This window comes from Catenulispora pinisilvae, from assembly GCF_015356865.1.
In the GTDB taxonomy this organism is placed as follows: Bacteria; Actinomycetota; Actinomycetes; order Streptomycetales; family Catenulisporaceae; genus Catenulispora; species Catenulispora pinisilvae.
Window position 1 is genome coordinate 1 of record NZ_JAAFZA010000035.1, and the last position, 25,869, is coordinate 25,869.

A 25,869-nucleotide genomic window follows, 5' to 3' on the forward strand; every position below is an offset into this window, starting at 1 on the left:
GGGCGGGTGGGCGGTTGGTGGTGCGCCGTTGCTGTTAGTCCGTCATGGTTTCGGGGGCGCCCAGGAGTCGTCGCGTCAGTGCGTGGCGGGAGCCGGTCAGGACGGCTAGGGCCGCGTCCAGGTGGTCGGCGCTGACTCGGAGTGCGGTGGTTGGGATCTCGGCGGAGCCTGTTGCCAGTTGGTCCTGCTTGTCCAGGGAGATCAGTGTGGCTCGGCGTATCAGTTCTTTGATGAAGGAGGCTGTGACTCCGGCTGTTCGCTCGATCAGGCTGTCGGCGGTGCTGAGGTCCAGGTCCAGGCCGCCTCGGTAGAGTTCCAGGAGGCGGGCGCGGCCGGTGGCGTCGGGGAGCGGGACCTCGACTGCGTGGTCGACGCGGCCCGGGCGCATTGCCAGCGCCGGTTCCAGGACGTCTACGCGGTTGGTGGTGAGTAGGAAGGTGACGTCAGCGTCGCCGTCGAGGCCGTCCATCTCGTTGAGTAGTTGGAACAGGAGCGGGGTGGCGTTCATGTGGTTCGAGCGGTCCTGGGCGATCAGGTCGACGTCCTCGACCACCACCAGTGCCGGCTGGAGGGCGCGGGCGATCTCGCAGGCCTGGCCGATCAGCCGCAGGGCGTTGGCGGTGAGGACCACGACTGTGGTCTCGGGGAGCCGGCTCATCAGGTACCTGACGGTGTGGGTCTTGCCGGTTCCGGGCGGGCCGAAGAGCAGGACGCCGCGCTTGAGGTGCTGGCCGTGGGCCAGGAGTGCGGCCCGGTGCCGGTTCACGCCCAGGATCTGCGCCTCGATGCCCTCCAGCATGCCGGGCGGCAGGATCAGCTCCTCGCGGGTCATCACCGGGCGCTCGTGGAAGGACAGGACGCTCTGGTGCGGGCCGAAGACCTCGGCGCCGAACTCGATGACGTGGCCGCGATAGACGCTGAACTCGACGGCCAGGCGGCGGATCTCGGCGGCGGCCTTCCGGGCCAGGGCGCGGTCGGAGCAGGCGATCTCCAGGCTGACGTCCGGCTGCGGGCCGCGCTGTTCGGTGCCGCGCAACAGCAGTACCAGCGGCGGGCGCGGGTCCTCGGTGCGGTCGCCGTCGTCGGGGCCGTCCACGCCGTCCACGAGATACAGCCCGGCCTGGACGCAGGTCCGGGTCTGCTCGCCGGGGCCGATGGGCTGGTCGGTCACCGACACGCCGCCGACCGCCATGCCCTGCGCGCCGGAGGCGTGGAAGAGGTCTGACAGACCGAACATGCGGTGCCGGAAGCCGGCGATGCCGACCAGGCGGAACGGCGCGCCGTTGCGGGCCAGCCAGCGGTCCACGGCGCCCTGGACGTTGACGTGCTCGTAGGGCGCCCAGGTCACCGTGGTGACGGGCATGAGCGCGGCCTCAGGACCGAGGTGCGCGGTGAGGACTTCGGTGAGTCCCGGGGCGGCGTCCGGATCGGCATCGGCGTCGGGCTTGCCGACGATGACTGTGGCGACCTGGGAGCCGGACGACATCGGCAGTGATGACATGGGATCCACCATGCCAGTGGATCAGGATGCTGAACCAGAGGCGGCGGGAGGCTTACGGCTGGTCGACGGCTGACGGGCGGTTGACGGTCTACGCGCGGTCGACCGCTTACGCGCGGTTGACAGCCCGCGCGACGCCGGCGGCGATGGTGGTGGCGAGGATCCAGCCCGCGGCGGTGAGGAGGTAGGCGAGCCACTGATAGCCGCCGGTGGCGGTGTAGGCGTGGCCCTGGCCGAAGTTGATGACCGGCAGCAGCAGGTCCAGGGAGTAGATCAGGGCATTGAAAGGCGGAGCCTTGTCCGGGCCGAGGGGTACCGGATGGTGCACGCCGAACACGACGCAGCCGGTGATCAGCAACGCGGCCAGCCAGCCGAGGGCACGTTCGGGACGGTAGCCGTAGCCGACCGTGGCGTCCTGCACGAAGCCCCACGGACGAGCCGCCAGCGAGAGGGTACGGCGCCGGGCCCGCTGCTTGGCGAGCAGGACGCGGCGCGCTTCGCCGTCCAGACCCTGGCGCCGATAGACGGTGGCGAGTTGCTCGTAAGGGCCGGGACGGTAGCCGCCGGACTCGCGGGCCAGCCAGGCGATGCGCGCCGTGACCGGGCCGGGCTCGGTGATGCGGTCGTAGACGAAGCCGTCGAGGCAGAAGTGCGGGGCCCAGGCGGCGGGGTCGTCGTTGAGGACGCCGACTTGGGCGTTGGCGAGATGGATGCCGCCGGCGGGCGGGGCGGCGAAGCGGAGGGAGAGTTCGCCGGCACGGAGGTTGCCGAGGAGGAGGAGATCGGCGGCGGCACCAGGACTACCAGAACCAGAACTAGCTATAGAGCCAGAGCCAGAGCCAGAACCAGCTATAGAGCCAGAACCAGGTACAGAGCCAGCGCTGCCGCCAGCAGCACCAGCCGTAATACCAGCAGCGCCGGAACCCGTGCCCGTGCCCGCGCCGCCACCCGGCAGCGTCACCACCGCCTCGCGAAAGTCCACATCGTTCGCCACCCGCGCGTTCGTGAACCGCACTTCACCGGCGGCGCGCATGCCCTGACAGCGCATCGAGCCGCCTATCTCGGCGTACTGCGCGTCCAGCGCGGCCTTGCCGTCGCCGTGCAGCGTCGCGGCGTCGAATCGTGCGTGGCCCTCGATGCGGGCGCCGGTGACGCGGACCAGCCCGTCGGCCTCGAAGCCGCGGTAGAACTGCACGTCGGCTCCGATCTTCGCCTGGTACGCCTCCAGTGCGGTGTCGCCGGGGTTGTTCAGTTTCGCGTTCGCCAGGCGTAGCAGGCCTTTGATGTCCGAGCCGGAGAAGCGGATCTTGCCCTCGGCGTGCAGGTCGTCGCCGATCAGGTCGCTGCCGACCTGTAAGCGGGCCGCGTCCAGGGCCATGCCGCCGGGGTTGCTGAGGGTGGCGCGCTCCAGGCTCATGATGCCGACCGCCTTGGCGTCGCGCAGGACCGCGGCGCCCTCGATCGTCGTGCCCCACAGCATCAGGTCGCCGCCGACGCGGACGCGCTCGGCGCGCAGGGCGACCTCGCCGGGGTTGCTCAGGACCGCGTCGGTGATCAGCAGCTCGCCGCCGATCTCGGCGTGGTCCAGTCGTACCCGGCCCTGGATCCGGGTCTTGTGCAGCACCATCGTGGCCTCGACGCGCGCCAGCGAGGCGTTCAGGCCGGCTAGTCGGGTGCCGCGCAGGTTGAGCCGGCGCAGCCGGGTGTCGTGCAGGTCGAGGTCGTCCTCGAAGTAGCAGCTCGCGAAGCTCAGGGAATAGCCCAGCTCCAGGTACTCCAGGTCCAGCGGCCCTGCCACCCGCGCGCCGACCACCCGCAGCGGCGCGCGCCGGTCGCCGGCCTCGTCGATCAGCCTTCTGATTAACTCGGCACGCAGCGTCCGCTCCGGGCCCCAGGTCGCCCCCGCCGCCGGATCATCGACTGCCGGGTCCCCGACAGCGAACGACGTGCGGCCGCCGGCCAGGAAGTCCGTCCGGACTTGCTTTTCGCTGGCGGTGAGTCCGGTGGGGCGCATGTGACGTTTCTATCGCGGCTCGGCCGGCTTGATCGAGTCCTGAGAGGCGTTCCCTTGTGTTTGACTCGCTGCTTCACCGGAAACGCCAGGGGGCCCACCATGTCTGTCGGCATCACGTCCGTCGACACCACGTCCGTCGAACTGCCGCGCACGCTCGTCTTCTCCCCACGCGCCAACGACACCTCGCACGTGCTGGCCTCGGTCGCGCAGCGTCGGGGACTGCTCACCGAGCACCTGACCGGCTGGCGCGTGCCGGAAGGGTTCCTGGTCGGTGGCCCCGCGCACTTGTACGCCGGCCCGCTGTTCGCCGACGCGGTCGCCGCCGAGCTCGGCATCGCGCTGCTGGAGCCGCCGGACGACTGGCTGACCCGGCTTCCGTACGAGGCGCTGCGCCGGGAGATCAGGATGCTGACGATGGCCCAGGCGTGGACGCTGCGCACGCCCGCGTTCCTGAAACCGCCTAACGACAAGAGTTTCCCGGCCCGTGTCTACCTCGATGGCACACAGCTGCCCGGGGCCGACGCCGTCGACGCAGACACCCCGGTGCTCGCCAGCGACCCGGTGACGTTCACGGTCGAGTTCCGGCTCTACGTCCTCGACGGCGAGATCGTCACCGGTGCGCAGTACGCGATCGACGGGGATCTGGACATCGAACCGCTGGACGGGCACGAGTCGGAGCAGCGGGTGCTCGGCTTCGCGAAGGACGTGTTGCGTGAGGCCGTCGACACGCTGCCCAGTGGTGTGGTGATGGATGTCGGGCTGATCGGCGGGGAGCCGGCGGTGATCGAGGCGAACGCGGCGTGGGCGTCCGGGCACTACGCGGCCGATCCCGAGCGGGTGCTGGACGTCGTGCTTCGCGCCGCGGGGCCGAGTGCCGAAGCCGGTGAGCGGGATCGACAGTTCGTCAGACCGGCCGCCGAGCGAGTTGATTGACCGCGCGTCGTACCCGGCGGCCGCCCCGCCCCCGATGCGACGATGACTGCATGCCCGAGCGCCCCCACGTCATCCTCAGCGCCGCCATGTCCCTGGACGGCCACCTCGACGACACCACCCCCGACCGGCTCATGCTCTCCGACGACGCGGACTTCGACCGGGTGGACGCGCTGCGGGCGGCGTCGGACGCGATCATGGTCGGCGCCGAGACCATCCGGCGCGACGACCCGCGGCTCCTGATCCGCGACCCGGAACGCCGGGCCGACCGGGTGCGGCGCGGCCTTGCGGAGCACCCGGTCAAGGTGACGGTGACCGGCGCCGGCGCGTTGGACCCCGCGGCACGCTTCTTCACGACCGGCGGCCACAAGCTGGTCTACTGCGCCGATGCCGCGGTGCCGGCGCAGGCCGATCGGCTGGCCGCCGTGGAAGATACCGAGGTCGTCGCGGCGGGGGCGCTCGTCGATTTCCCCGGCATCCTCGCGGATCTGAGGGAACGCGGCGTCGAGCGGCTGATGGTCGAGGGCGGCAGTTCACTGCACACCCGGTTCCTCGCCGAAGACCTCGCCGACGAGATCCACCTGGCGATCGCCCCGTTCTTCGTCGGCGACGACCGGGCCCCGCGCTTCGTCCGGGCCGCCGAGTTCCCGCAGAACGCGCGGCACCGCATGACGCTGGCGGAGACCCGGCCGATCGGCGATCTGGTCTTTGTGCGCTACCTGATCAGCCACGTCAGCCAGGTCGGTCAAGTCAGCCAGGTCGGCGACTGACGCCACCGCTGTCAGCCACGACTGACGGCGCGCGGCCGTCCGAACCGGACCGGAACGCCCGGTGAGAACAGCACGCTGTCCGGCGGCCGGGCGGCGACGCCCGGCAAGCCCGCAGCGGCGACCAGATCCTCCTCGCACGCCAGCAGTTCCGCCTCGTACAGCGGCCAGCGGGGATGCGCGTTCGGCATGTGCACCGTCCGGCCGCCGAGCGTGAAGTGCAGTCGCCAGCGGGCGGTCAGGAAGTGGTCCAGGGCGGTCGGTGCCTCGACGGCGGCACCGACCCGCACGCCGATCAGGCTCTTCGACGGCGGCAGGCCGGGCTCGCGGCGTCGGGAGGCGTACCAGTAGACGTCGTCGTGGTTGTAAGCGGACATGCGGGCCCAGCGGTACGGCAGGCGGAAGGCCGAGCGCGCGGTGGCGACCGGCAGCATCCGGGACGCTTCCAGCGAGCGGAAGACGACGCCGCGGCGGCCCGCCGAGTCGACGGTGTACAGGCGCACGTTGGTCTCGGGGAACGTGCCGAGATAGGGCATCCCGGGCAGCGGCCACCAGCCGATCCGGTGCATGCGGAAGGCGATGAGGCCGACGTAGGTGACGCCGTCGATGAGGTCGGGCAGCACGCCGGCCGGCAGCAACGGGGCCACGGCTTCCGGATCGACGGCCCAGTGGAGAAAGGTCGCGTCGAGCCAGGACTGGGTCATCAGCGGCCGGCCGGGCAGCGGGGGCGGATCCGGCGTGACCGGTTCGGGCTCGCCTATTGGTACCGCCCCCGCCTCAGCCATCCCGCCTCAGACCCCCATGCCGTAAGCGTGCGTGACCCGGATCCGCAGCACCAACCGCTTGTCGGCGACCATCGCGGCCCGGTACTCGTCCCAGTCCGGGTGCTCCTTGCCGGACGCCGCCCGGTACAGCGCCACCAACTCCTCGACCGCCGCGTCGTCCGGTGACTGCGCGACCGCGGACAGTTCCGCTTCGCCGTCGTACACCGCGTACTGGTAGGTGTCCGGCTGCACCATCAGCGACACGCGCGGGTCGCGGCGCAGATTGTGGGTCTTGGCCCGGCCGTCGGTGATCGAGACGCGGACCACCTGCTCGGCGGGGTCGTACGCGTAGTTGATCACCGACAGCTGGGGCCGCCCGTCCTTCTTGATAGTCGCGAGGGTGGCTTGGCCACGTTCCTTAAGGAGTTCCAAGAAGGCATCCATATCGTGATTCTAGGGTCAGGAAGAGGTGATACACATGAGCGCATGAAGTCACTCGGGGCACCTCGGGGCCGGACCATATCCGTCGTGGCGATGCTGCTCGGCGCCACCCTGGTGGCCGGATGTACTTCCAGCGGCTCGGTCGGCGGCAGCGGCGGCTCTTCCGGCGGTTCGGGCGGTTCGGGCAGCGCCGGCAAGGCGGGCGCGTTGCCCAGCGGCAAGTTCAGCACGGTGCAGGCCTTCGACGCCCAGCAGATCTCCTGGGGCAAGTGCACCAGCGAGCCGTCCGACGACCCGACCGCGGACCTGAGCGCCTTCCAGTGCGGCACCGTCGACGTCCCCTTGGACTACACCAAGCCGTCGGGCAAGTACGTGGCGCTCGCCCTGGTGAAGTGGCCGGCCGCGAACCCGGCGACCAAGGTCGGCTCGCTGCTCACCAACCCCGGCGGCCCCGGCGCCTCCGGCGTGGACTTCGTCGAGGAGTCCAAGCAGGAGTTCGACGGCGCGCTGCACGCGCACTACGACATCATCGGGTTCGACCCGCGCGGTCTGGGCCGCAGCGACCCGATCGTCTGTCAGAGCGACAAGACCCAGGACGCGCTCGCCGAGCAGGATCCGCCGAAGGACCCGACGCAGCGTGCCGCCAAGGCCGAGCAGGACAGCAAGAACCTGGCCGCGGCCTGCGAGAAGAACTCCGGCGACCTGCTGCCCTACGTCGGCTCCAACTACGTCGCGCAGGACATGGACCTGATGCGCCAGGTCCTCGGCGACAAGAAGCTGAACTACCTCGGCATCTCCTACGGCACCTACATCGGTTCCGTCTACGCCGAGGAGTTCCCGGCCAACGTCGGCCGCATGGTGCTGGACGGGGCCGTCGACCCGAACGCCGATCAGCTCCAGGCCAACGTCCAGCAGCAGCTCGGCTTCGAGCAGTCGCTGGAGAAGTTCGCCGGCGACTGCGTCACCAACTACGCCTCCTCGTGCCCGCTGTCCGGCACCCCGACGGCCGCCGCGCAGCAGCTCGGCCATTTCATCGACGGCCTTCAGGACCACCCGCTGCCGACCGACGACCCGAGCCGGCCGCTGGACCAGACGCTCGGCTGGACCGGCGTCATCATCGGGCTGTACGGCGACGTCGGCTCGGACTGGTGGAAGTACCTGCGCGAGGCGCTGACCAAGGCGATGAAGAGCGGCGACGGTTCGGACCTGTTGGCCGGGGCCGACCAGTACGACGGCCGGGACCAGTCAGGCCACTACAGCACCGAGCAGAACGGCTTGATAGCGGTGCGCTGCGCCGACTTCACCACCCCGACGCCCAGTGCCGCCGAAGTGCAGAGCGCGTACAACCAGCTCAAAACCGGGGCGTCGATCCTCAACTCCAATCTGGCCCCCGGGGACCTGGCGCAGCCGATGTGCGCGGACTGGCCCTTCCAGACCCAGGAGAAGCCCCACGTGATCAAGGCTCAGGGGTCGGACACGATCCTGGTCGTGGGCACCACCGCGGACCCGGCCACGCCCTACCAGAACGCTGTGAACCTGGCCAACGGCTTCGCCGACGCGCGGCTGCTGACCCGGGTCGGCACCGGGCACGCCGCGTTCGGCAGCGGCAACCAGTGCGCGCAGTCGGCGATGGAGGCGTACCTGGTGAGCGGTACGTTGCCGCCGGTGGGGGAGCGTTGCACGGCGTGAGCCGGTCGTGAGAGAGATCGCACGCGGGAACCCATTTTCGCCGTGACCCGTTTAGGATCGCGGAAGGTTCAACGATATGGGGGACACCCGTGATCTGCTTCTTCGATCCGGCGCACGGCCAGGCGTCAGTGAACGTCAGTTGGCAGCCACAGTGGGGCGTGGCGCGACCTGTCGAGGTCTGCCAGTACTGTGCGCAGCGCATCCAGACCACCCAGCCGCCGTACTACCAGCCGGTCCAACAGCAGGGGTATCCACAGCAGGGCTACCCCCAGGCCGGCTATCCGCAGCAGGGCTACCCAGCCCAACAGCCGGGCTACCCGCAGCAGGCGCAGTACCAGCAGCCGCAGTATCAGCAGCCGCCGCAGCGGCAGGGCCACAGCACCGGCGCGGTGATCGGTGCGGGGGCGGCCGGCCTGGTCGGCGGGATGCTGCTCGGCGAGATGCTCGAGGGCGATGAGAAAAAGCACGAGGAGCAGGCGTACGAGCGCGGCTTCGAGGAGCGCGGTCAGGACGACCAGCGCGGCGAGTACCAGCAGGAGCAGTTCCAGCAGGAGCAGTTCCAGCAGCAGGAGCAATACCAGCCGGAGCAGTATCAGCAGCCGGAGCAGTATCAGCAGCCGGACCAGTACCAGCAGCCGGACCAGTACCAGCAGCCGGACCAGTACCAGCAGAGCGATTTCAACAGCGGCGGCTTCGATGGCGGCGGCTTTGACGGCGGCGACTACAACAACGACGGCGGGAACGACGACGGTTTCTTCTAAACCGCGCAGCTCCGGCCCAACCGCCGCTTAATATAAAAGTGCTAATACGCCGTCGGGGTGGGGATCTCGGATCCCCGCCCCGACGGTATTTCTCCCCGCGCACCCCTTGCCCGCCCCTTACCGCGTAGACGGATTCCCGTCCGCATATCACGAGGTGAGCGCAAGTCCAGGCGTGTCGCAACGTAGAAGCGTCTACGTCTTTCTGAGGTTCCTGACACCCTCTACTGTGACGAGTATCGATCATCGCAATGCCGTAGATGTATTGCTATTCCCCGCAGCTCGTTGCACGACCCCGTAAGGCATCACCGGAGGTTTTATCTCAAAGGGGGCGCGTGGCGGCGTGGCCGCGCGCCGGGAGAAAGGCACACTATGCAGTTTGCCCGCAGGCACCGCATCGCGGTCGTCGCGGTCACGGCGCTGGGACTGGGAGTCGGCACCTCCGCCGCCGCCCTGGCCAGTCCGGCGCCCGCCCGGCCCAGTGCGGCCCAACAATTGGCCGCGCTGTCCACCGGCGCGAAGCACCCCGTGATCGTGCTCCTGAAGAACCAGCACCCCGAACTGTCGGTCAAGACCGCCAAGACCAAGCGCCTCGCGACCACCGCCGCCGACCAGGCCCCCCTGGTCAGCAGCGCCCAGGCGACCGGCGCCCAGGACATCAAGAAGTACTCGGTGATCAACGGCTTCTCGGCCAAGATGACCGACGCCGAGGCCGCGAACCTGCGGCAGAACCCGGACGTCGAGGCGGTCGTCAGCGACCAGCAGCGCGTCGTGGACAACCTGAACGACGCGCAGAAGGCGGCCATCGCCGACGCCGCCGGCGGTACCGCGGCGACCGGCGCCGACGGCCAGACCCCGGCGGACAAGGTGCTGCCGGGCACCTGCCCGACCGACCCCGGCAAGCCGCTGCTGGAGCCGGAGGCGTTGCAGACCACGAACACCGCCTTCCTGAACAAGAGCCAGCCGCAGGCCCAGAACCTGGTCGACGGCAAGGGCGTGAAGGTCGCGTGGATCGCCGACGGGTTGGACATCAACAACCCGGACTTCACCCGGGCCGACGGCACCCCGGTGTTCAGCGACTACCAGGACTTCTCCGGCACCGACCCGAACGGCAACGAGAGCGGTGACGAGGCCTACGGCGACGCCAGCGCGATCGCGGCGCAGGGTCTGCACAGCTACGACCTGTCCAAGTACGTCATGCCCGGCCACGCCCTGCCGGCCGGCTGCGACATCACCGTGCGCGGCATCGCCCCCGGCGCCTCGCTGGTCGGCCTGAACGTGTTCGGCGCGGCCAACCTGGTCTTCGACTCCACGATCGTGCAGGCCATCGACTACGCGGTGAACGTGGACAACGTCGACGTCATCAACGAGTCGCTGGGCAGCAACGCGCAGCCCACCGAGGGGCTGGACGTCACCAGCCTGGCCGACGACGCGGCGGTGGCCGCCGGTGTCACGGTCGTCACCTCCACCGGCGACGGCGGCGTGACCAACACCGAGGGCCAGCCGGCCGTGAACCCGGACGTGATCAGCGTCGGCGCCACGACCACCTTCCGGGACCAGGCGCAGACCGGCAGCGGCGGTGCCCGGAACCTGGCCAGCAGCTGGGCCTCGAACAACACCGCCGCGCTGTCCTCCTCCGGCACCAACGTCCGGGACCGGGTCCCGGATCTGGTCGCGCCGGGCCAGGGCGGCTGGGCGCTGTGCAGCCCCGAGGCGCGGTTCAGCGCCTGTGTGGACTACAACGGCAACCCGGCCTCGCTGGAGGACTTCGGCGGCACCAGCATGGCCTCGCCGCTGGTCGCCGGCGGCGCCGCGCTGGTCATCGAGGCGTATGAGAACACCCACGGCGGGGTGCGCCCGACGCCGGCCCTGGTGAAGCAGATCCTCACCTCCTCGGCCAGCGACCTGGGCCTGCCGGCCGACCAGCAGGGCGCCGGTGAGCTGAACACCTACCGCGCGGTCCGGATGGCGATGTCGGTCAAGGACGGCGACGGCTCGCCGAAGGCGCAGGGCGACGGCCTGCTGGCCACCACCGGCGCCGGCGACACCCAGGTCTCGCTGATCGGCAACGGCGGCTCGAAGCAGTCCGCGACGGTCACGCTGACCAACACCAGCCCGAACACCCAGACCGTGGCGGCGAACGTCCGCGAGCTGGACACCACGGTCGGGGACGTGCGCGGCACCAAGGCCGTGGACTTCACCGACCCGAACTCGCCCTGGTTCTACGAGGGCTACACCCTGGGCACCACCGGCCTGAAGCGGCACTGGTTCAGCACCACGTTCACCGTGCCGGCCGGCGCCGACCACCTGACCGGCACGGCCACCTGCGCCTGCGCCGGGACCAGCACGCTGCTGCGGCTGGTGCTGATCGGCCCGAACGGCGAGTACGAGAACTGGAACAGCCCGCAGGGCACGACCAACTACGCGCAGGTCGACCAGGCGAACCCGCCGGCCGGGAAGTGGACGGCGTACTTCTACGCCAACGCCAACGCCACCGGGTTCAAGGGCAACGTCAGCTACGACTTCGCGGCCACCAAGTACAAGGACGTCGGCTCGGTGAGCCCGGCGAACGCCGTACTGAAGCCGGGGCAGTCGCAGAAGTTCACGGTGAAGCAGACGCTGGGCCAGAACCCCGGCGACGTCTCGGCGGCGCTGGCGTTCACCACCGGGTTCCACCAGAGCACCACGGTGCCGGTGACCAAGCGGACGCTGATCTCCACCAACAACGACGGCGGTGCCTTCACCGGCACGCTGACCGGCGGCAACGGCCGGGCGAACACGCCGTCGCAGACCGAGTCGTACTACTTCGACGTGCCGCGTGGCAAGAAGAACCTGGCGATGAACCTGACGTTCACCGGCAGCCACGCGGTCTCGGCGTTCCTGGAGTCCCCGGACCACCAGGTGGTGTCGCTGAGCACGAACCTCGCGGTGGACGCGCAGGGCAACCAGAGCCTGCTGCCCTCGCTGACCGGCTACGTCAACACCCCGGCCGCCGGCCGCTGGGTGCTGTTCCTGGACGACAACAACCCGGCGATCCTGTCCGGCGACCTGGCTGACGCCTTCAATGGCCAGCTCCACTACAACACGGTGGACGCCAGCGCCAAGGGCCTGCCCGCGGGCTCGCTGGCGGCGGGCAAGGCGGTGACCGCCACGGTGACGATCAAGAACACCGGCGCGGCCCCGCTGACGGTGTTCGCCGACCCGCGGCTCGACAGCCGCGCCGACTACGACCTGCCGGCGCAGCAGCCGCTGGGTGCCACGGTGGCCCTGCCGTTCGCCACCACCGGCCCGCAGCCCTCGTTCCAGATCCCGACGCACACCACGGAGCTGCGCGCGTCGCAGTCCTCGACGATCCCGGCGGACTTCTCCACCAGCGGCCCGTCCGGCCAGCCCGAGGTCTACGGCGTCTCCAAGGGTCTGACCGCCGCGGTCACCGTGGACTCGCCGTGGCTCACCCAGGGTGTCTGGGGCCAGGACCCGACCCCGCTGGGCCCGACGAACGCCGCGGTCTCCGGCAGCGCGACCGAGGCCGAGAGCGTCACCACGCTGGCCTTCGACCGCACGGCCGTGGCCGGTACCGGCGACCTGTGGCTGGCCGGCGTCGACCCCACCGCCCCGGCGCTGGCGCCGGTGACCATCCAGCCCGGCCAGACCGGCACGGTCACCGTCACCTTCACGCCGACCGGCAAGAGCGGCAGCAAGGTGAGCGGCGAGCTGTACGTGGACACGTACAACGCGGCTTACGGCACCGCCGACGAGCTGACGGGGATCCCGTACAGCTACACGGTGAAGTAGCACTGCCGCACCACTGACGCGGGCGCCCGGACCTCGGCGGTTCGGGCGCCCGCTGGTTTTCCGGTGGCCGGAGCAGACCCGCACGCCAGGTAGATTTGTGCGGGTGATCGAGCAGGGCGATGTCGCGGGCAGGCTATCCAACGGGGCCACTGTGGCTGATGAATCAGATGAGGCTCCGGGACCCGGCATCGCGCCAGAGCGCCTGGCGCTGCTGCTCGACATCCTGGCCGAGGTGGAGCAGCTGCCGGTCGAGCATCCCGACGCGGTGACGGTGCGGCGCGCGACGGCCGGCGTCTACAAGAGCGTCAAGGTGCGTCGGCGGACTGAGCGGCAGGCCCGGGCACAGGCCGCGGACCGGGCCGTGACCGCCAAGACCGCCACCGGCGCGCCGAGCCGCCTCGACGACGAGACCCAGGGCCTGCCCCTGAGCTCGGAGACCGCCGAGTCCGGAAACATCGTGGCCGGAACGTTGCTCCGCGACCGCGGTTGCTACATCTGCAAGACGCGCTATCGCGAGGTGCACGCCTTCTACCACAACCTGTGCCCCGACTGCGCCGCCGAGAACTGGAAGCGCCGGGACGCCCACGCCGATCTGACTGGTAAACGTGCGCTGCTCACCGGCGGCCGCGCCAAGATCGGCATGTACATCGCCTTGCGCCTGTTGCGCGACGGTGCGCACCTGACCATCACCACCCGCTTCCCGAACGACGCCGCCCGCCGCTTCGCCGCCATGCCCGACAGCGACGAGTGGCTGCACCGCCTGCGGGTCGTCGGCATCGACTTGCGGGACGTGGCACAAGTCGTGGCGCTCGCCGACTCCGTCGCGGCCGAAGGCCCCCTCGACATCATGGTCAACAACGCGGCGCAGACCGTACGGCGCTCGCCCGCCGCATACGAGCCGCTGATCCGGGCCGAGGCACAGCCCCTGCCCGACGGGCCGCTGCCGGAACTGGTCTCCTTCGGACGCTTCACCGGCTCCGGCCTCATCGCCCTGCCGGGGCAGACCCGCTCATCGGAGTCGATCGCGGCCGACCTCGTCGGGGTCGGAGCCGGCGGCGTGGTCGGGGCCACGAGCGCCGGCGCCACCGACCTGGTGGCCCTGGCCCTCACCGCCGGCTCGGCCGCCCCGGACCGCATCGCGGCCGGCACCGCCATCGACGCCGGCGGCCTGGTCCCGGACCTGGCCGACACCAACTCATGGGTGCAGACGGTCCAGGACGTGGACCCGATCGAGCTGCTGGAAGTCCAGCTCTGCAACTCGACGGCACCGTTCATCCTCATCAGCAGGCTGCGAAACGCGATGAAGGCCTCCCCGGCCACGCGAAAGCACATCGTCAACGTCTCGGCCATGGAGGGCGTCTTCAGCCGCGGCTACAAGGGCGCCGGGCACCCGCACACCAACATGGCCAAGGCCGCTCTCAACATGCTGACCCGCACCAGCGCCAAGGAGATGTTCCAGAGCGACAGCATCCTGATGAACAGCGTCGACACCGGCTGGATCACCGACGAACGCCCCCACCCGGACCGCCTCCGCCTGGCCGACATCGGCTTCCACGCCCCGCTGGACCTCGTCGACGGCGCGGCTCGGGTGTATGACCCGATCGTGCGCGGCGAGCAGGGGGAGGATTTGTATGGCTGCTTCTTGAAGGACTACGCCAACGCGGGTTGGTAGGTCCCTACCGTCCCAGCCGCAGCGCCCGAGGCGAAGCCCCGAAAGCCCTCCGGCACGCCTTATTGAACGCCTGCAAGTCCGCACGTTCTACGTGTTCTGCTACGACCCGCCGCGCGACCCGGTGACCATCAAGGGCCTGACAAGCTGGGTCAAGCGGGTGACGGCCCTGGCCACCGGCGAGGAGCTGACGCACCGCCGGTACGGGGGCTTCGCCGAGATCCCAGGAGTACTGGCGATCGACGTGCCGAGTGTGGCCGATCCGGTGGTGACGGTGCTGGCGATCGAGCTGGATGGGGAGATCGAGTTGTACCGCGGGGAGGGGCGGAGCTGAGCTGAGCTACAGGGCGAGGCAGAGGCGGGGCTGTGTTGCGGCTGAGCAGCACACAGCAGGTGCAGCGGAGCAGGCGACTATCAGACACTCCATAGCTGGACACTGTTCGCGTCGGTGCTGAAGGCAGCCACAGTCCTACCGTTCGGGCTGAGCACCATTGGACGACCGATGGCAGTGAAAACGGAAGTGAGAGTGTTCTGTCTGGTGGCCACGTCCCACAGCGTGACCGTGTCGTACACGCTGCCAGCGGCCAGGGTCTTGCCATCTGGGCTGAATGCCACCGACGCGACGCCCTGGTGGGTGTCACCGATCAAGCCGGTGATGAACTGCCCGGTGGTCACATCCCACAGAAAGGCTCCGCCGTTGGCCACAGCCAGGGTTCTACCGTCCGGACTGAATGCCACCGAGCAGGCCGCCCGACTGCGGTCTCCGGCGAGGGTGACGGCCGTCTTCCCGGTGGCCACGTTCCATAGCGTGACTCCGCTGCTGCCGCCGACGGCCAAGGTCCTACCGTCCGGGCTGAATGCCACCGATTGGAGTGATGGGTAGACGTCGGCCAGGGGGAGTGTGGCGGTGCCGTGGCCAGTTGCCACATCCCAAAACTGGACCTGGGTGTCGCTGTCACCGGCAGCTAGAGTCTTGCCGTCCGGACTGAACGCCACCGACATGATGAGGGCGCCGTGGTTCGCGGCGGTGAAGGTGGCAACGCTGTGGCCGGTGCTCAGTTCCCACAACTGGACGGCGCCGTTTTCGCCGCCTGCGGCCAGGGTCTTGCCATCCGGGCCGAACGCGATCGAGTTGAGGCTGCGGGGCGTGTAGCCGATGAGGGTACTGACGGGACGGCCGGTGGCCGTATCCCACAGCCGAACGGTGCCGTCGTCGTTGTCGCTGGTGGTCGCCACGGTCTTGCCGTCCGGACTGAACGCGACCGACAGGATCTCGGCGGTACCGTCGAGGGTGGCGAGGAGCACTCCCTTTTTGATGTCGGCGGCCGGGCTCTTCCGGCTTGTCGAGGGTGTGCCGTGGGAGGTGTCCGATGCGAGGACCGCTGCGGGAACGCCGACCAAGACCGCTGCACCCAGACCGCCGAGGATGACAGTGCGGCGGTGGATGTCTCCTTGATCGGACCTCGGCGATTTCACAGTTCAGAGGCTAGGCGCCTGCGCTCAGGACCGGTCCTGGAAGGTTCCAGGATCGGCAGCGGCGGTGAGTCCCCACAGGACAGACGGAAACAGCGCGCAGCGGCTCCCCTCCGGATGCCGCTGCACGCTGTGTTCGGTCGCTCAGCCACTCAGCTCATGTGCCGCAGCCGTGAACTCCTGCTCCCGCATAAGCACCCCGATCCGGAGCGCCAGCCCGAATCGCATTCCCGAAGTAGTCCCGACCGCCGTTGCCCGCGACCGCGATCCCGCTGGCCAGTGCCGGCGACCCGGCGCACAGCCGGTAGCCGTTCGCGTGGGCCCCGATACCTGTCGCCGTCCCGCCGGCGGCCAGCAACGGGTTCGTGGTGAGCGTCCCGGTGCCCGGCGCCGTCGCCGTGTTGAAGAACGTGTTGTCCGTCAGCTGGTAGCTCGTCGTCGCCGACAGCCCGAACGTCGCGTCGCTCGGCGCGCCCGCGTTCACCACCACGTTGTTCGTGAACTGCACGTCGCGCGCCGTGCTGTCGTTGTTCTCCCGCAGCACCTGCATGCCGGCGCCGGGCTTCACGTAGATCGTGTTGTTGTAGACCTGGACCGGGCCGGAGGGGCCGGAGCAGTTCTCGACGCCGCGGTAGGAGTCGTCCTGGCTGATGTTGTAGCGGATCACCGAGTTGCGGACGTAGCCGTCGGCGGTGCCGCAGATCAGGGCGAAGCCGCCGTCGTTGTCGTGGCTGTAGTTGTACTGGTAGACGATGGTGTCGGTGAAGTCGTCGATGTCGTAGGCCATCGAGTCCATGTGGCCGTGGCCGCCGGAGACGTCGTTGTACTGGAACGTCACGTGGTCGGAGTCCCAGGGCCAGATGCCCGCGTTGTAGCCCTGCGAGGCGACGTTGAAGCCGGCCAGCGTGTTGTGGTCGACCAGGGCGCCGGAGACCTGCTCGACCACGATGCCGTCGCCGCCGGTGCGGGCCAGGTCGTTGCCCTGGATCAGGACGTGGGTGAAGGGGTGCTCCTGGAATCCGTTGTACTGGGCCCAGGAGGAGGCCGTGACGATCCCCTCGCGGTTCACCTGAGTCAGCGTGTTACCGGTGATCTGTACGTCGTCGAACCAGGTCGGGACGGTCGTGCCGTGCACGCTGACGTCGATCCCGTCGCTGCCGTCGGCGTCCTTGGTGTCATCGCCCAGGATGTCGTGCACGTTCACCCCGGAGATGACGATGTGCGACAGCTTGCCGACGTCCTGCGCGTCCACGTGGATGCCACGGTGCTTGGTGCCCGGGTCGGCGGCGTTGGTCACGTCGAGGTGGTGGATCTCGAAGTACTGCTGGTTGTGCAGGGAGACGGTCTCCAGCGCGCCGTTCCCGTCGATGCGCGGCAGGGGCAGCGCACCCGAGCCGTACGCGTCCACCACGATGTCCGCGCCCGCGACCCCCGAGCCCTGCGGCGCGAGCGTGCCGACGCACGTGGAGCCGCGGGCGAACAGGATGTGCGCGCCGGGGGCGAAGACCGGCTTGTTCACGTCGGCCAGTGAGTTCCAGGGCTGGGCGGCGGTGCCGTTGCCGTCGTGGGAGCGGGAGCAGTCGACGTAGTAGGCGGTGCTGGAGCGGTGGCCGGAGTCGTGCCCGGAGTCGTGCCCGGAGTCATGGGCATAGGCGGGTGCGGCGGTGCCGAGGGCCAAGCTGGCGGCCGCGGCGGTCCAGACGACGCCACGGCGGGCAGGGAGGTGTGCCATGCGTTCCTCTCGGATCAGCTTCCGGACATCCGGAAGTCGTATTCGGGCGGGACTGGCTGATCGGGATGCGCGGCGTGCCACAGCAGGTCCAGGGAGGCCTCGCCTTCCCGGAGGTTGTCGACCGTGATGCCCTCGTCGAGGAGCAGGCGGACCTGGTCGATGTCGCCGGCCGCGAGGGCGGCCTGCGCGTTGTGGAGGCGGATGCGGCCGTGCGCGCGGTCCTCGGGTGACAGGGTGCTGATGACGTCCAGCGCGTCGGCCGCGCGGTCGGCGGCGAGCAGGACCTTGAGTGTCTCGATGGTCAGCTCGCGCAGGCCGGGGAGAAGACGGTGCGCGGCCAGGGTCAGGTCGGCGGCCTCGGAGGAGGAGTCCGCGAGGTGGGCCAAGGCGCGCTGGGCCCACGCGTTCGGCTGCTCGGCGAGCGAGCGGGTCCACGCTTCGCGGGCTCCGGCTCGGTCATCCTCGGCGAGCCGGAGGAGGCCGAGGTGGTAGAGCGCGTGCCAGTCGTCGGCCGACGCTTCGAGGAGCGCGCGCCACTTCGGGCCGGTGACCGGGGACGCCGGCGGGTCGCTGATCGGCAAGCGGTTGGTCCGCAGAAGATCAAGCCACGGCTGCTGCTCGACATCGCAGGACCCGAATGGATGAAGCGCGTCGGCGGGCAGAGAACCAGCAGCTACTTCAAGCGCGCCCCAACCAGAGCCCTGATGGAGGTGTTCCGCCTCCTCGGCAGCGGCCCCGAATTGCCGCGTCTGGACGAGCGCCGCTTCCAGCGCTGTCCGCGGCAGCAACCGCTCCAGCGCACCCGCCACCGCGTCGCGCGCCTCGTCCCACGTCCCGTGCACCGCCGCCGGATCCGCTTCCAGCAGCCCGTACGCCTCGACCCACTCCCACGTGGTCTCGCCGGGCAGCTCCAGGTGCTCCAGCTGCGTTCGCGCCAGCCCGGCCTGGATCTCGATGTACTCCGAGTCCGGCCCGGACAGCCACTCCTGCCACCGCTGTCCGCCCGCGGCCACGCCCCACTGGAACAGCTTCCGGCCGATCAGCCGGTCGGTCGAGGTCTGCACCAGACCCGATCCGTTCTTGTCCAGGGCACTGATCCAGTGGCGCTCGCCGACCGGGATGTCCATGAAGAAGTCCGCCGCCGCCGGGAAACGCGCGGGGTAGCTGTGGTCGCCGTCGGTCCGGTTGCGGTCCCCGAAGTCGACCAGCTTGAGCTGTGCGCTGTAGTCGAAGTGGAACGCCCGCTCGGCCGGGGTCACCACGCGCACATCAGGGCTCTGCGGTACCGCGATGTTGGACCACCAGTAGACCGGGATCGGGGTCTGGGCCGGATTGTGCAGCGCGACGTGGATCATCAGCGTCGGCGAGCCCGGCGGCAGCCAGGCGTCGACGGTGGTCACCACCCGGCGCAGCCGCTCGAACTCGTACATGCGCAGCACCGGCGTGCCGTCCGGTGCGCTCAGGCGCACCGCGTGCAGCGGTTCGCAGGTGAGCGGCCAGTGGCCGGTGGCGCCGAAGTTCCACTCCACACCGCCGGCCAGCCAGGCGTCGCGCAGCGCGAGGTTCGCCGGTTGCAGGATCGGGTTGCGGTGCAGGAGTTCGCGGTTGGTCGGCTTGTGCACCAGCGACCACAGCCGGCCGCCCTGGTCCGGCAGGAACGTGGCGGTCAGCACCTCGTTCTCCAGCACCAGGGTCGCAAGCTCTCGCGAAGAGCGCTCCCGCGTGTAAGAGTCCTGCATCGTGTACGGCAGCAGCGTGGTGGGCCGGCCGTACTCCAGGTTCCGGGCCATGTCCGGGTAGGGGGCCACGGCCGAGTCGAAGGCGGGCCGGGTGATCCCGTGCAGGATCGGGAGCCGGCCCGAGGCCGGGTCGGCGACGCCCTCGATGGGCAGGACGTCGCGTCGCAGTTCCGTGCTCACTTGCCAATCCCCACTGTCATACCTTGGATGATGCGGCTGCCGAGCCAGCTGAACAACGCGATCATCGGGGCCAGCACCACGCACACCCCGGCGAACATCGCGCCCCAGTCCAGGCCGTTCAGCTGGGCCTCCTGGACGAAGTCGGACAGCGCCACCGGCAGTGTCACCTTGTCCTGGCTGTGGGTCAGCACGATCGCGAACAGCGTCTCGTTCCAGGCCGAGATGAACTGGAGCAGGAACGCGGTGACCAGGCCGCCGCGCGCCACCGGCAGGATGACGCGGGTGAAGGTGCGCACCGCTCCGGCGCCGTCCAGCACCGCCGCCTCCTCCAAGACCTGCGGGATGCCGGAGAAGAAGCCGGTCAGCAGGTAGACGGTGAAAGGCATCGCCAGACCCAGATACACCAGGATCAGGCCGGGCTGGGAGTCGTCGAGGTTCACCTTGGCCATGCCGATGAACAGCGGCACCACCATGACCTGCCCCGGCACTCCCAGGCCCATGGCGAAGGTCATGCTCATCGCGCCGGAGACCCGGTTGCGGCGGCGGGCCAGCGCGTAGGCGCACGGCGCCGCGACCGCGACGGCCAGCACCGAGGACAGGACGGCGACCAGCACGCTGTTCAGCGCGGCCTGGCCGAAGCCGCCGTCGGAGAACACCTTGCTGTAGTTGGAGAACTTCGGGTGCGTGGGCACGCCGAAGGGATGGTTCAAGATGTCGGTGCCGCTGCGCAGCGAGGTGAGCAGGATCCAGCCGACCAGCACGATGTCGGCGGCCACCACCACCCACACCACGCCGGTGGCGATCCGCATCGGCAGGCTCCGGGCCTTGCGCCTGGGCGTCATGGGCTCGTCTTCCTTTCCCGGGGCGCCCGGATCAGTACTCGATGGGGTCGCGGCGCAGCAGCCGGCGCAGCACGACGGTGAAGATGATGACCATGAACAGGCTCACCAGCGCGGCGGCCGTGGCCAGGCCCAGCTGCGGGGTCGAGGCGGTCGGGAAGGCCTCGGTGTAGACGTACATGGCGGTGTTCCAGGAACCGGCCGGCGGCTGGGAGCCGCTGCTGCCGCCGTACATCAGGATCAGCTCGAAGATCTTCACCGAGCTCACCGTCCACAGCACCGCGCAGACCGAGATGACGTCCCAGCACATCGGCAGCGTGACGTGCCGGAAGCGCTGGAAGGCGTTGGCGCCGTCGAGCTCGGCCGCCTCGTAGAGGTATTCGGGGATCTGGTCCACCGCGGCCATCAGGATCGCGCTGTAGTAGCCGGTGGCCGTCCAGATCAGCGTGCCCAGGATCATCGTCGACAGGTGCTGGGTGGCCAGCCACTGCGGCGGATGGCTCCAGCCGAGCGCTTCGAGGATCTTGTCCACCGGGCCGGTGGGGGAGAACAGGATGCCCGCGGCGATGCCGAAGACCATCGCGTTCACCAGGCACGGGAAGAACAGGACCGAGCGGGCGAACAGCTTGCGGTTCATCTCGCGCAGGATCAGCATCAGCGCGAAGGCGAACGCGAAGGTGAGCACGCCGCCGACGACCAGGATCTTCAGCGTGTTGGTCAGCGAGTGCCGGAAGGTCGGGTCCTGCCACAGGGTCTGGTAGTTCTTCAGGCCCTTCCACTTCTTCGGGCCGATGCCGTCCCACTTGTACAGGCTGGTCCAGGCCGCGTAACCGACCGGAACCAGGAACAGCACGAAATAGACCAGGACGGCCGGGGCGGTGAAGGCCCAGAACATGCGGCGCCGCGAGCGTTCCAGCGGCGCGGCGCCGACCGGCGGGCGCGGGGCGGACCCGCCCCGGGAGCGGCGCGCCCGAGACGAGTCCTGGATGGTTGCGGTGCTCATGCCTTAGCTCTGGCTCTTCCAGAACGAGACCTGCGCGCTCTTCATCTTCGAGATGAACGTCGCGGCGTCGATCTGGCCGTGCCAGAAGTCCAGGTAGTTCTGGTTCCAGACCTTGGTGGTCCAGTCACCGGCCACGCCGTCGAAGGTGAGGCGCAGCTTGGGCGCGTCCAGGGTCTTCTGCACGGTGGCCAACTCCGGCGGCGCCGGGATGTCGGTGCGCGGGGTGATGTTGTCGGCCTGGGTGGAGATCCCCGACAGCGTCTTCTTCTGCAGGAAGTAGGCCATGAACTGCTCGGCCTGGCTGACGTGCTTCGCGTTCTTGGTCAGCGCGAAGCCGAAGATCATCGAGTCCGGCTGGGTGGCGCCCGGCGGGAGCATGAAGCCGTACTTCCAGGTCGACGGGATCTGCTTGGCGACCTCGGCGGTGACCCAGTTGCCGTTCATCAGGAAGCCGGCCTTGCCGCCGGCCCAGTTGGTCTGCTGCGCCGGGTACTTCGTCTGGGTGTAGGTCGGGATGATGTAGCCGCCCTTGACCAGCTGCTCGACCTGCTGCGCGGCCTTCAGCACGGCCGGGTTGTCCCAGGCGGCGCCGGTCTTGTCACTGGCCAGGTCGTTGAAATTCACGCCCGCGGCGTTGAGCAGGTAGTCGAACCACAGGCCGTTGGTCCAGGAGTCCTCGCCCTCGGAGGCCAGACAGGGCTCGTTCTTCGCCTTCAGCGCCTGGCAGACGTTGATGAAGTCGTCCCAGGTGGCCGGCTGCGACGCCATCGCGGCCGAGACGCCGGGGTCGGCGGTGTTGTAGAAGATGCCCGCGGTGCTGGCCTCGTACGGCACGATCCAGTGCTGGCCGCCGCTGGGGTCCTTCGGCAGCGAGTCCCAGTACTTCGACGGGATCGCGTCGGAGACCTTCTCGTTGTCGTTCGGGATGGTCATGTCCAGGACCGCCGAGAGGTCCTTGGCGTTGCCGTTCTGCGCGGCGGCGCCGTAGACGACGTCCTCGCCCTCGTCCCACATGTCCGGCGCCTTGCCGGCCGCCATCGCCGGGCCGATCTTCTTGGCCACGTCCCGGCCGGTCCACTGGACGTCGACCTTGATGCCGGTGTCCGCGGTGAACTGGGTGATCGCCGCCTGGATCACCTTGGCCTGCGGCTCGTCCTGACGCCACATCGACCAGTAGGTGAAGCTGCCGCCGGACTTGCCGGAGCCGCCGGACGCGGACGAGCTCTTGCTGCTGGAACACGCGCTGACGCCGACCGCGAGGACGGCGGCGGTGGCTATCGCGAGAAGCCGGGGGCCCCGGCCGGTGCTGCTGCCCATATTCGATTCCTTCCGAAGGCTGTTTCGCCAAAGAGCCGGAACAGATGACGATCACTCGGGGTGCTGGGAGCAGACAGTAGGACGCCCGTCAGGTGAACTACAAGCATTCTTTGCAAGATTTCTTTCACCGATGCGATATTGAGATCTCTGATAGCATTGGCTCGCATTAAGTTGCAGAACTTGCAAGAAGCGCTGGCATGAGCCGACCACGGCCCTGTGAGCTGCGGTGGAGCCGGGTGTTGTGAGGAAGGAGGCTGTTACAGCTGTCGGATGCTGTAGTCGTAGCTGCACGGAAGCGGGTGCTCTTCGCGCAGCCGCTGTGACACGACCGGACCGAGCCCGCCGGCCTGCCGGGAGTGGAACTCCCACCACATGTCCGACAGCGGGTCCTCGCCCTCGCGGATGTCCTCCACGACCAGTCCGGTCTCCAGGATCCGCCGGGCCCGCACCAGATCGCCGGTGTCCAGCGCGGCGCGGCATTCGAGCATCAGGATCCGGCCGGCGAAGCGGTCGGGTTCCTTGAGCCGGTCGACGATGTCCAGGGCCGCCTGTGGCCGCTCGGCGGTGATCAGGGCACGCAGGGTCTCGATGGTGAGCGGCCGCAGCCGTGGTGAGAGCTGCCAGGCCCGCAGGTAGCGGTCGGCGGCCTCGCCGGGCCGGCCCTCGGACTCATCGAGGATCGCCAGATTCCGGTGCGCCCACGCGGTTTCGGCCTGCGCTATCGACCGCTCCCAGGCTTCGCGGGCACCGACCAGGTCGCCGCCGTGGTAGCGGTTCACGCCCAGGTGCAGCCAGGTGAACCAGGTCGCGTGCGCGGGATCGGCGGTCGCCTTCTCCAGCAGCGCGGTCCAGACCGGGCCGACCGCGTAGGACGACGGCGGCAGCGCCGGGGCCGGGGTCGGCATCTGGCCCTTGCGGACCAGCGAGAGCCAGGACTGCTGGTCGCGGCCGATCGTGGCGTCCGGAAAAGGCGTGCCGGGCAGGTTCAGGGCGCGGTTGCGGCCCAGCGCGCGGCGTTCCAGGGCGCCCCAGCCGGTGCCGGCGTGCAGGACCTCCTCCGGCGGCTTCTCGGCCAGCGCGGTCATCGTCGCCAGCTCTTCGTCCAGGCGCCGCGCCGGGATCAGCTCGGCGAGCGCGGCGGCCCCGGCGTCGGTGGCGTCCGGCCATTTCGCGCCGTGCACGTTTGCGGGATCGGTCTGGAGCAGGCCGTACGCCTCGACCCAGGACCAGCTCTGCCGCCCGGGAAGCCGCAGGTGTTCCAGCTGGGTGCGGGCCAGACCGGCCTGGATCTCGAAGTACTCCTGGCGCGGGCCGGACAGCCAGTCCTGCCAGTTCCGGCCGCCGGAGCCGGTGCCCCAGTGGAAGAGCTTGCGGCCGCGCATCCGGTCGGTCGAGGTCTGGAACAGGCCCGCCCCGGCGGCGTCCACGGCGGCGATCCAGCGGCGCTCGCCGTCCGGGATCTCGGCGAAGTAGTCGGCGCCGTAGTCGACGCGGCCGGGGTAGGAAGTATCGGCGTCGCGCCAGCGGGGGAACGGGATGCGGCGCATCTTGCCGGTGTAGGAGAAGTGGTACGCCGAGGTCGCGGGCATCAGCGCACGGGTATCAGGGGTCTGCGGTACCGCGGCGCTGCTCCACCAGTAGACCGGTGCGTCCTGCGGGAACGGGTTGTGGATCCGGACGTGGACGAACAGGGCCGGGGAGCCGTCGGGCAGGTAGCAGTCCAGCTGGTAGACCAGGCGGCGCTGGCGTTCGTACTCGTACATCCGCAGCACCGGGGTGCCGTCGTCACGGGTGAGGCGCACGGCGTGCATCGGGGAGCAGCTCAGGGCGGTGTGGCCGAAGGTGCCCAGGTTCCATTCGACGCCGCCGGCGAACCAGGCGTTGCGCAGGGCCAGGTTGGCGAGCTGGAGCTTCGGCGGGAAGTGCAGCAGCTCGCGGCCGGTGGCCTGGTGGCGCAGGGACATCAGGCGGCCGCCGTAGCCGAGCAGGAACTCGGCGCGCAGGACGTCGTTCTCCAGGACCGCGGTGGTCAGCTCGCGGTCGGGGGTCTCGCGGGTGTAGCCGTCCTGGAAGGTGTACGGGAGCAGGGATTCGACGTGGCCGTAGCCGAGGTTCGCGACCATCTCGGCGTCGGCCTCGGAGACGTCCAGGTCGCCGCGCGGGTCCGCGAGCTTGCGCAGCGGCGGGAGCGGGTTCTCCGGGCCCAGCGCGGCCACGGGCAGGAATGCGGTGGCCAGGCGGCAAGTGCTCAACCGACGGCCCCCTAGGGTTTGACTGCTGTCTTTCGACAGTGCGGCGATGCTGACACCTTGCAGGATCGCTTCAGTGTGCCAGAAAATCTTGCAAACAAGGTCACGATCCCATCATGGGATGAGTGAAACGCGAGTGGAAGGTCCGACGTGAACCGCTACGAGCGCTGGAGCGTCCTGCTGGAGATGCTGGCCGAACTCGGCAAGCTGGAGATCGAGGAGACGGCGGAGAAGCTGGGGGTGTCGGCGGCCACCGTGCGCCGGGACTTCGACGAGCTCGCCGCGCAGCAGCTGCTGTCCCGCACCCGCGGCGGGGCCACGGCGCACAGCGTCTCCTACGACCTGCCGCTGCGCTTCAAGGTCGCCCGGCACGCCCCGGAGAAGCAGCGCATCGCCTCGGTGGCGGCGGGCATGGTCGCGGTCGGCTCGACGGTCGGCATCAACGGCGGCACCACCGCCACCGAGGTGGCGCGGGCCCTGGCCACCCGCGCGGACCTGGCCGGCGAGCAGCGGGGCCCGGCGGTGACGGTGGTCACCAACGCGCTGAACATCGCGCAGGAACTGGTGGTGCGGCCGTATCTGCACGTGGTCGCGACCGGTGGCGTCGGCTCCCCGAAGTCCTACGAGCTGGTCGGCCCGGTCGCCGCGGCGATGCTGGAGCGGGTGGCGCTGGACCTGGCGATCCTCGGCGTGGACGCGCTGGACGCCGAGCACGGCGCCAGCGCGCACAACGAGGCCGAGGCGACGGTGAACCAGACCCTGGCCTCCCGGGCCCGGCACGTGGTGGTGGTCGCGGACTCCTCGAAGCTGGGGCGGCGGGCGTTCGCGCGGATCTGCCCGATCTCGGAGGTGACGACGCTGGTGACCGACGGGGACGCGCCGGAGGAGATGGTGGCCCGGTTCACCGAGCTGGGGGTGCGGGTGGTGCGGGCTTAGCGCGTGCCACCGATCTGAGCACCCTCTCATCTGGGCAGCCCCTCATCTGGACAGCCCCTTAGGGGGAACCAAAGCT

19 protein-coding genes are annotated in these 25,869 nt (G+C 69.6%); 8 read left to right on the forward strand and 11 right to left on the reverse strand.

Annotated features, from left to right (window positions below; translation table 11 throughout):
• Window positions 1–34 precede the first annotated feature (34 nt).
• Together IZR01_RS12355 and IZR01_RS12360 are read right to left on the reverse strand one after the other, a co-directional pair.
• The gene (locus tag IZR01_RS12355) at window positions 35–1,501 is read right to left on the reverse strand and encodes an AAA family ATPase (protein WP_194923888.1); all 1,467 of its coding nucleotides are present in this window, start codon (window positions 1,499–1,501) and stop codon (window positions 35–37) included.
• Window positions 1,502–1,607: 106 nt separating this feature from the next.
• The gene (locus tag IZR01_RS12360) at window positions 1,608–3,512 is read right to left on the reverse strand and encodes a hypothetical protein (RefSeq protein ID WP_194923889.1); all 1,905 of its coding nucleotides are present in this window, start codon (window positions 3,510–3,512) and stop codon (window positions 1,608–1,610) included.
• A gap of 99 nt (window positions 3,513–3,611) precedes the next feature.
• Here IZR01_RS12360 and IZR01_RS12365 point away from each other — a divergent pair, with 99 nt between their 5' ends.
• Together IZR01_RS12365 and IZR01_RS12370 are read left to right on the forward strand one after the other, a co-directional pair.
• Window positions 3,612–4,445: an ATP-grasp domain-containing protein gene (locus tag IZR01_RS12365; RefSeq protein WP_194923890.1), complete on the forward strand. Its 834-nt coding sequence runs from the start codon at window positions 3,612–3,614 to the stop codon at window positions 4,443–4,445.
• 50 nt (window positions 4,446–4,495) lie between these two features.
• A complete protein-coding gene (locus tag IZR01_RS12370; RefSeq protein ID WP_194898957.1) occupies window positions 4,496–5,212 on the forward strand; it encodes a RibD family protein in 717 nt (238 codons plus the stop codon).
• An 11-nt stretch (window positions 5,213–5,223) separates the two neighbouring features.
• On the opposite strand, the gene IZR01_RS12375 is transcribed toward IZR01_RS12370, so the two are convergent.
• Window positions 5,224–5,994 (reverse strand): YqjF family protein, encoded by a 771-nt coding sequence (locus IZR01_RS12375; protein WP_194923891.1) that lies wholly within the window; start codon window positions 5,992–5,994, stop codon window positions 5,224–5,226.
• 6 nt (window positions 5,995–6,000) lie between these two features.
• Window positions 6,001–6,417 carry a PPOX class F420-dependent oxidoreductase gene (locus IZR01_RS12380; RefSeq protein ID WP_194898959.1) on the reverse strand — a complete coding sequence of 139 codons (417 nt, stop codon included), beginning with the start codon at window positions 6,415–6,417 and terminating at the stop codon, window positions 6,001–6,003.
• A 90-nt stretch (window positions 6,418–6,507) separates the two neighbouring features.
• Here IZR01_RS12380 and IZR01_RS12385 point away from each other — a divergent pair, with 90 nt between their 5' ends.
• The 5 genes from IZR01_RS12385 (at window position 6,508) to IZR01_RS12405 (ending at window position 14,659) form a co-directional block, all read left to right on the forward strand.
• On the forward strand, window positions 6,508–8,103 hold the full coding sequence (locus tag IZR01_RS12385) for an alpha/beta hydrolase (protein ID WP_228559297.1): 1,596 nt from the start codon (window positions 6,508–6,510) through the stop codon (window positions 8,101–8,103).
• Window positions 8,104–8,192: 89 nt separating this feature from the next.
• Window positions 8,193–8,864, forward strand: a complete 672-nt coding sequence (locus IZR01_RS12390; RefSeq protein WP_194923893.1) for a hypothetical protein — start codon at window positions 8,193–8,195, stop codon at window positions 8,862–8,864.
• A gap of 369 nt (window positions 8,865–9,233) precedes the next feature.
• On the forward strand, window positions 9,234–12,656 hold the full coding sequence (locus IZR01_RS12395) for a S8 family serine peptidase (protein WP_194923894.1): 3,423 nt from the start codon (window positions 9,234–9,236) through the stop codon (window positions 12,654–12,656).
• Window positions 12,657–12,807: 151 nt separating this feature from the next.
• Window positions 12,808–14,328, forward strand: a complete 1,521-nt coding sequence (locus tag IZR01_RS12400; RefSeq protein WP_323746203.1) for an SDR family NAD(P)-dependent oxidoreductase — start codon at window positions 12,808–12,810, stop codon at window positions 14,326–14,328.
• A gap of 91 nt (window positions 14,329–14,419) precedes the next feature.
• The gene (locus tag IZR01_RS12405; protein WP_194923896.1) at window positions 14,420–14,659 is read left to right on the forward strand and encodes a hypothetical protein; all 240 of its coding nucleotides are present in this window, start codon (window positions 14,420–14,422) and stop codon (window positions 14,657–14,659) included.
• A gap of 80 nt (window positions 14,660–14,739) precedes the next feature.
• Here the strand turns inward: IZR01_RS12405 and IZR01_RS12410 are convergent, their stop codons facing one another.
• The 7 genes from IZR01_RS12410 to IZR01_RS12440 all read right to left on the reverse strand — a co-directional run bounded on the left by IZR01_RS12410 (window position 14,740) and on the right by IZR01_RS12440 (window position 24,860).
• Complete coding sequence (locus IZR01_RS12410) at window positions 14,740–15,801, reverse strand: WD40 repeat domain-containing protein (protein WP_194923897.1); 1,062 nt, start codon at window positions 15,799–15,801, stop codon at window positions 14,740–14,742.
• A gap of 154 nt (window positions 15,802–15,955) precedes the next feature.
• Window positions 15,956–17,530, reverse strand: a complete 1,575-nt coding sequence (locus IZR01_RS12415; protein ID WP_194923898.1) for a right-handed parallel beta-helix repeat-containing protein — start codon at window positions 17,528–17,530, stop codon at window positions 15,956–15,958.
• Window positions 17,531–17,544: 14 nt separating this feature from the next.
• Entirely contained in the window at window positions 17,545–19,449 is a 1,905-nt protein-coding gene (locus IZR01_RS12420; RefSeq protein ID WP_194923899.1) for a DUF5107 domain-containing protein, read from the reverse strand.
• The gene (locus IZR01_RS12425; RefSeq protein ID WP_228554187.1) at window positions 19,446–20,291 is read right to left on the reverse strand and encodes a carbohydrate ABC transporter permease; all 846 of its coding nucleotides are present in this window, start codon (window positions 20,289–20,291) and stop codon (window positions 19,446–19,448) included. The genes IZR01_RS12420 and IZR01_RS12425 overlap by 4 nt, the downstream gene beginning before the upstream one ends.
• Before the next feature lie 31 nt (window positions 20,292–20,322).
• A complete protein-coding gene (locus tag IZR01_RS12430) occupies window positions 20,323–21,291 on the reverse strand; it encodes a carbohydrate ABC transporter permease (protein WP_194892868.1) in 969 nt (322 codons plus the stop codon).
• 3 nt (window positions 21,292–21,294) lie between these two features.
• Complete coding sequence (locus IZR01_RS12435; RefSeq protein WP_194892869.1) at window positions 21,295–22,608, reverse strand: ABC transporter substrate-binding protein; 1,314 nt, start codon at window positions 22,606–22,608, stop codon at window positions 21,295–21,297.
• A gap of 257 nt (window positions 22,609–22,865) precedes the next feature.
• Window positions 22,866–24,860 carry a DUF5107 domain-containing protein gene (locus IZR01_RS12440; protein ID WP_194923900.1) on the reverse strand — a complete coding sequence of 665 codons (1,995 nt, stop codon included), beginning with the start codon at window positions 24,858–24,860 and terminating at the stop codon, window positions 22,866–22,868.
• Between the two features lie 147 nt (window positions 24,861–25,007).
• Here IZR01_RS12440 and IZR01_RS12445 point away from each other — a divergent pair, with 147 nt between their 5' ends.
• Entirely contained in the window at window positions 25,008–25,793 is a 786-nt protein-coding gene (locus IZR01_RS12445; protein WP_194892871.1) for a DeoR/GlpR family DNA-binding transcription regulator, read from the forward strand.
• Window positions 25,794–25,869 lie beyond the last annotated feature (76 nt).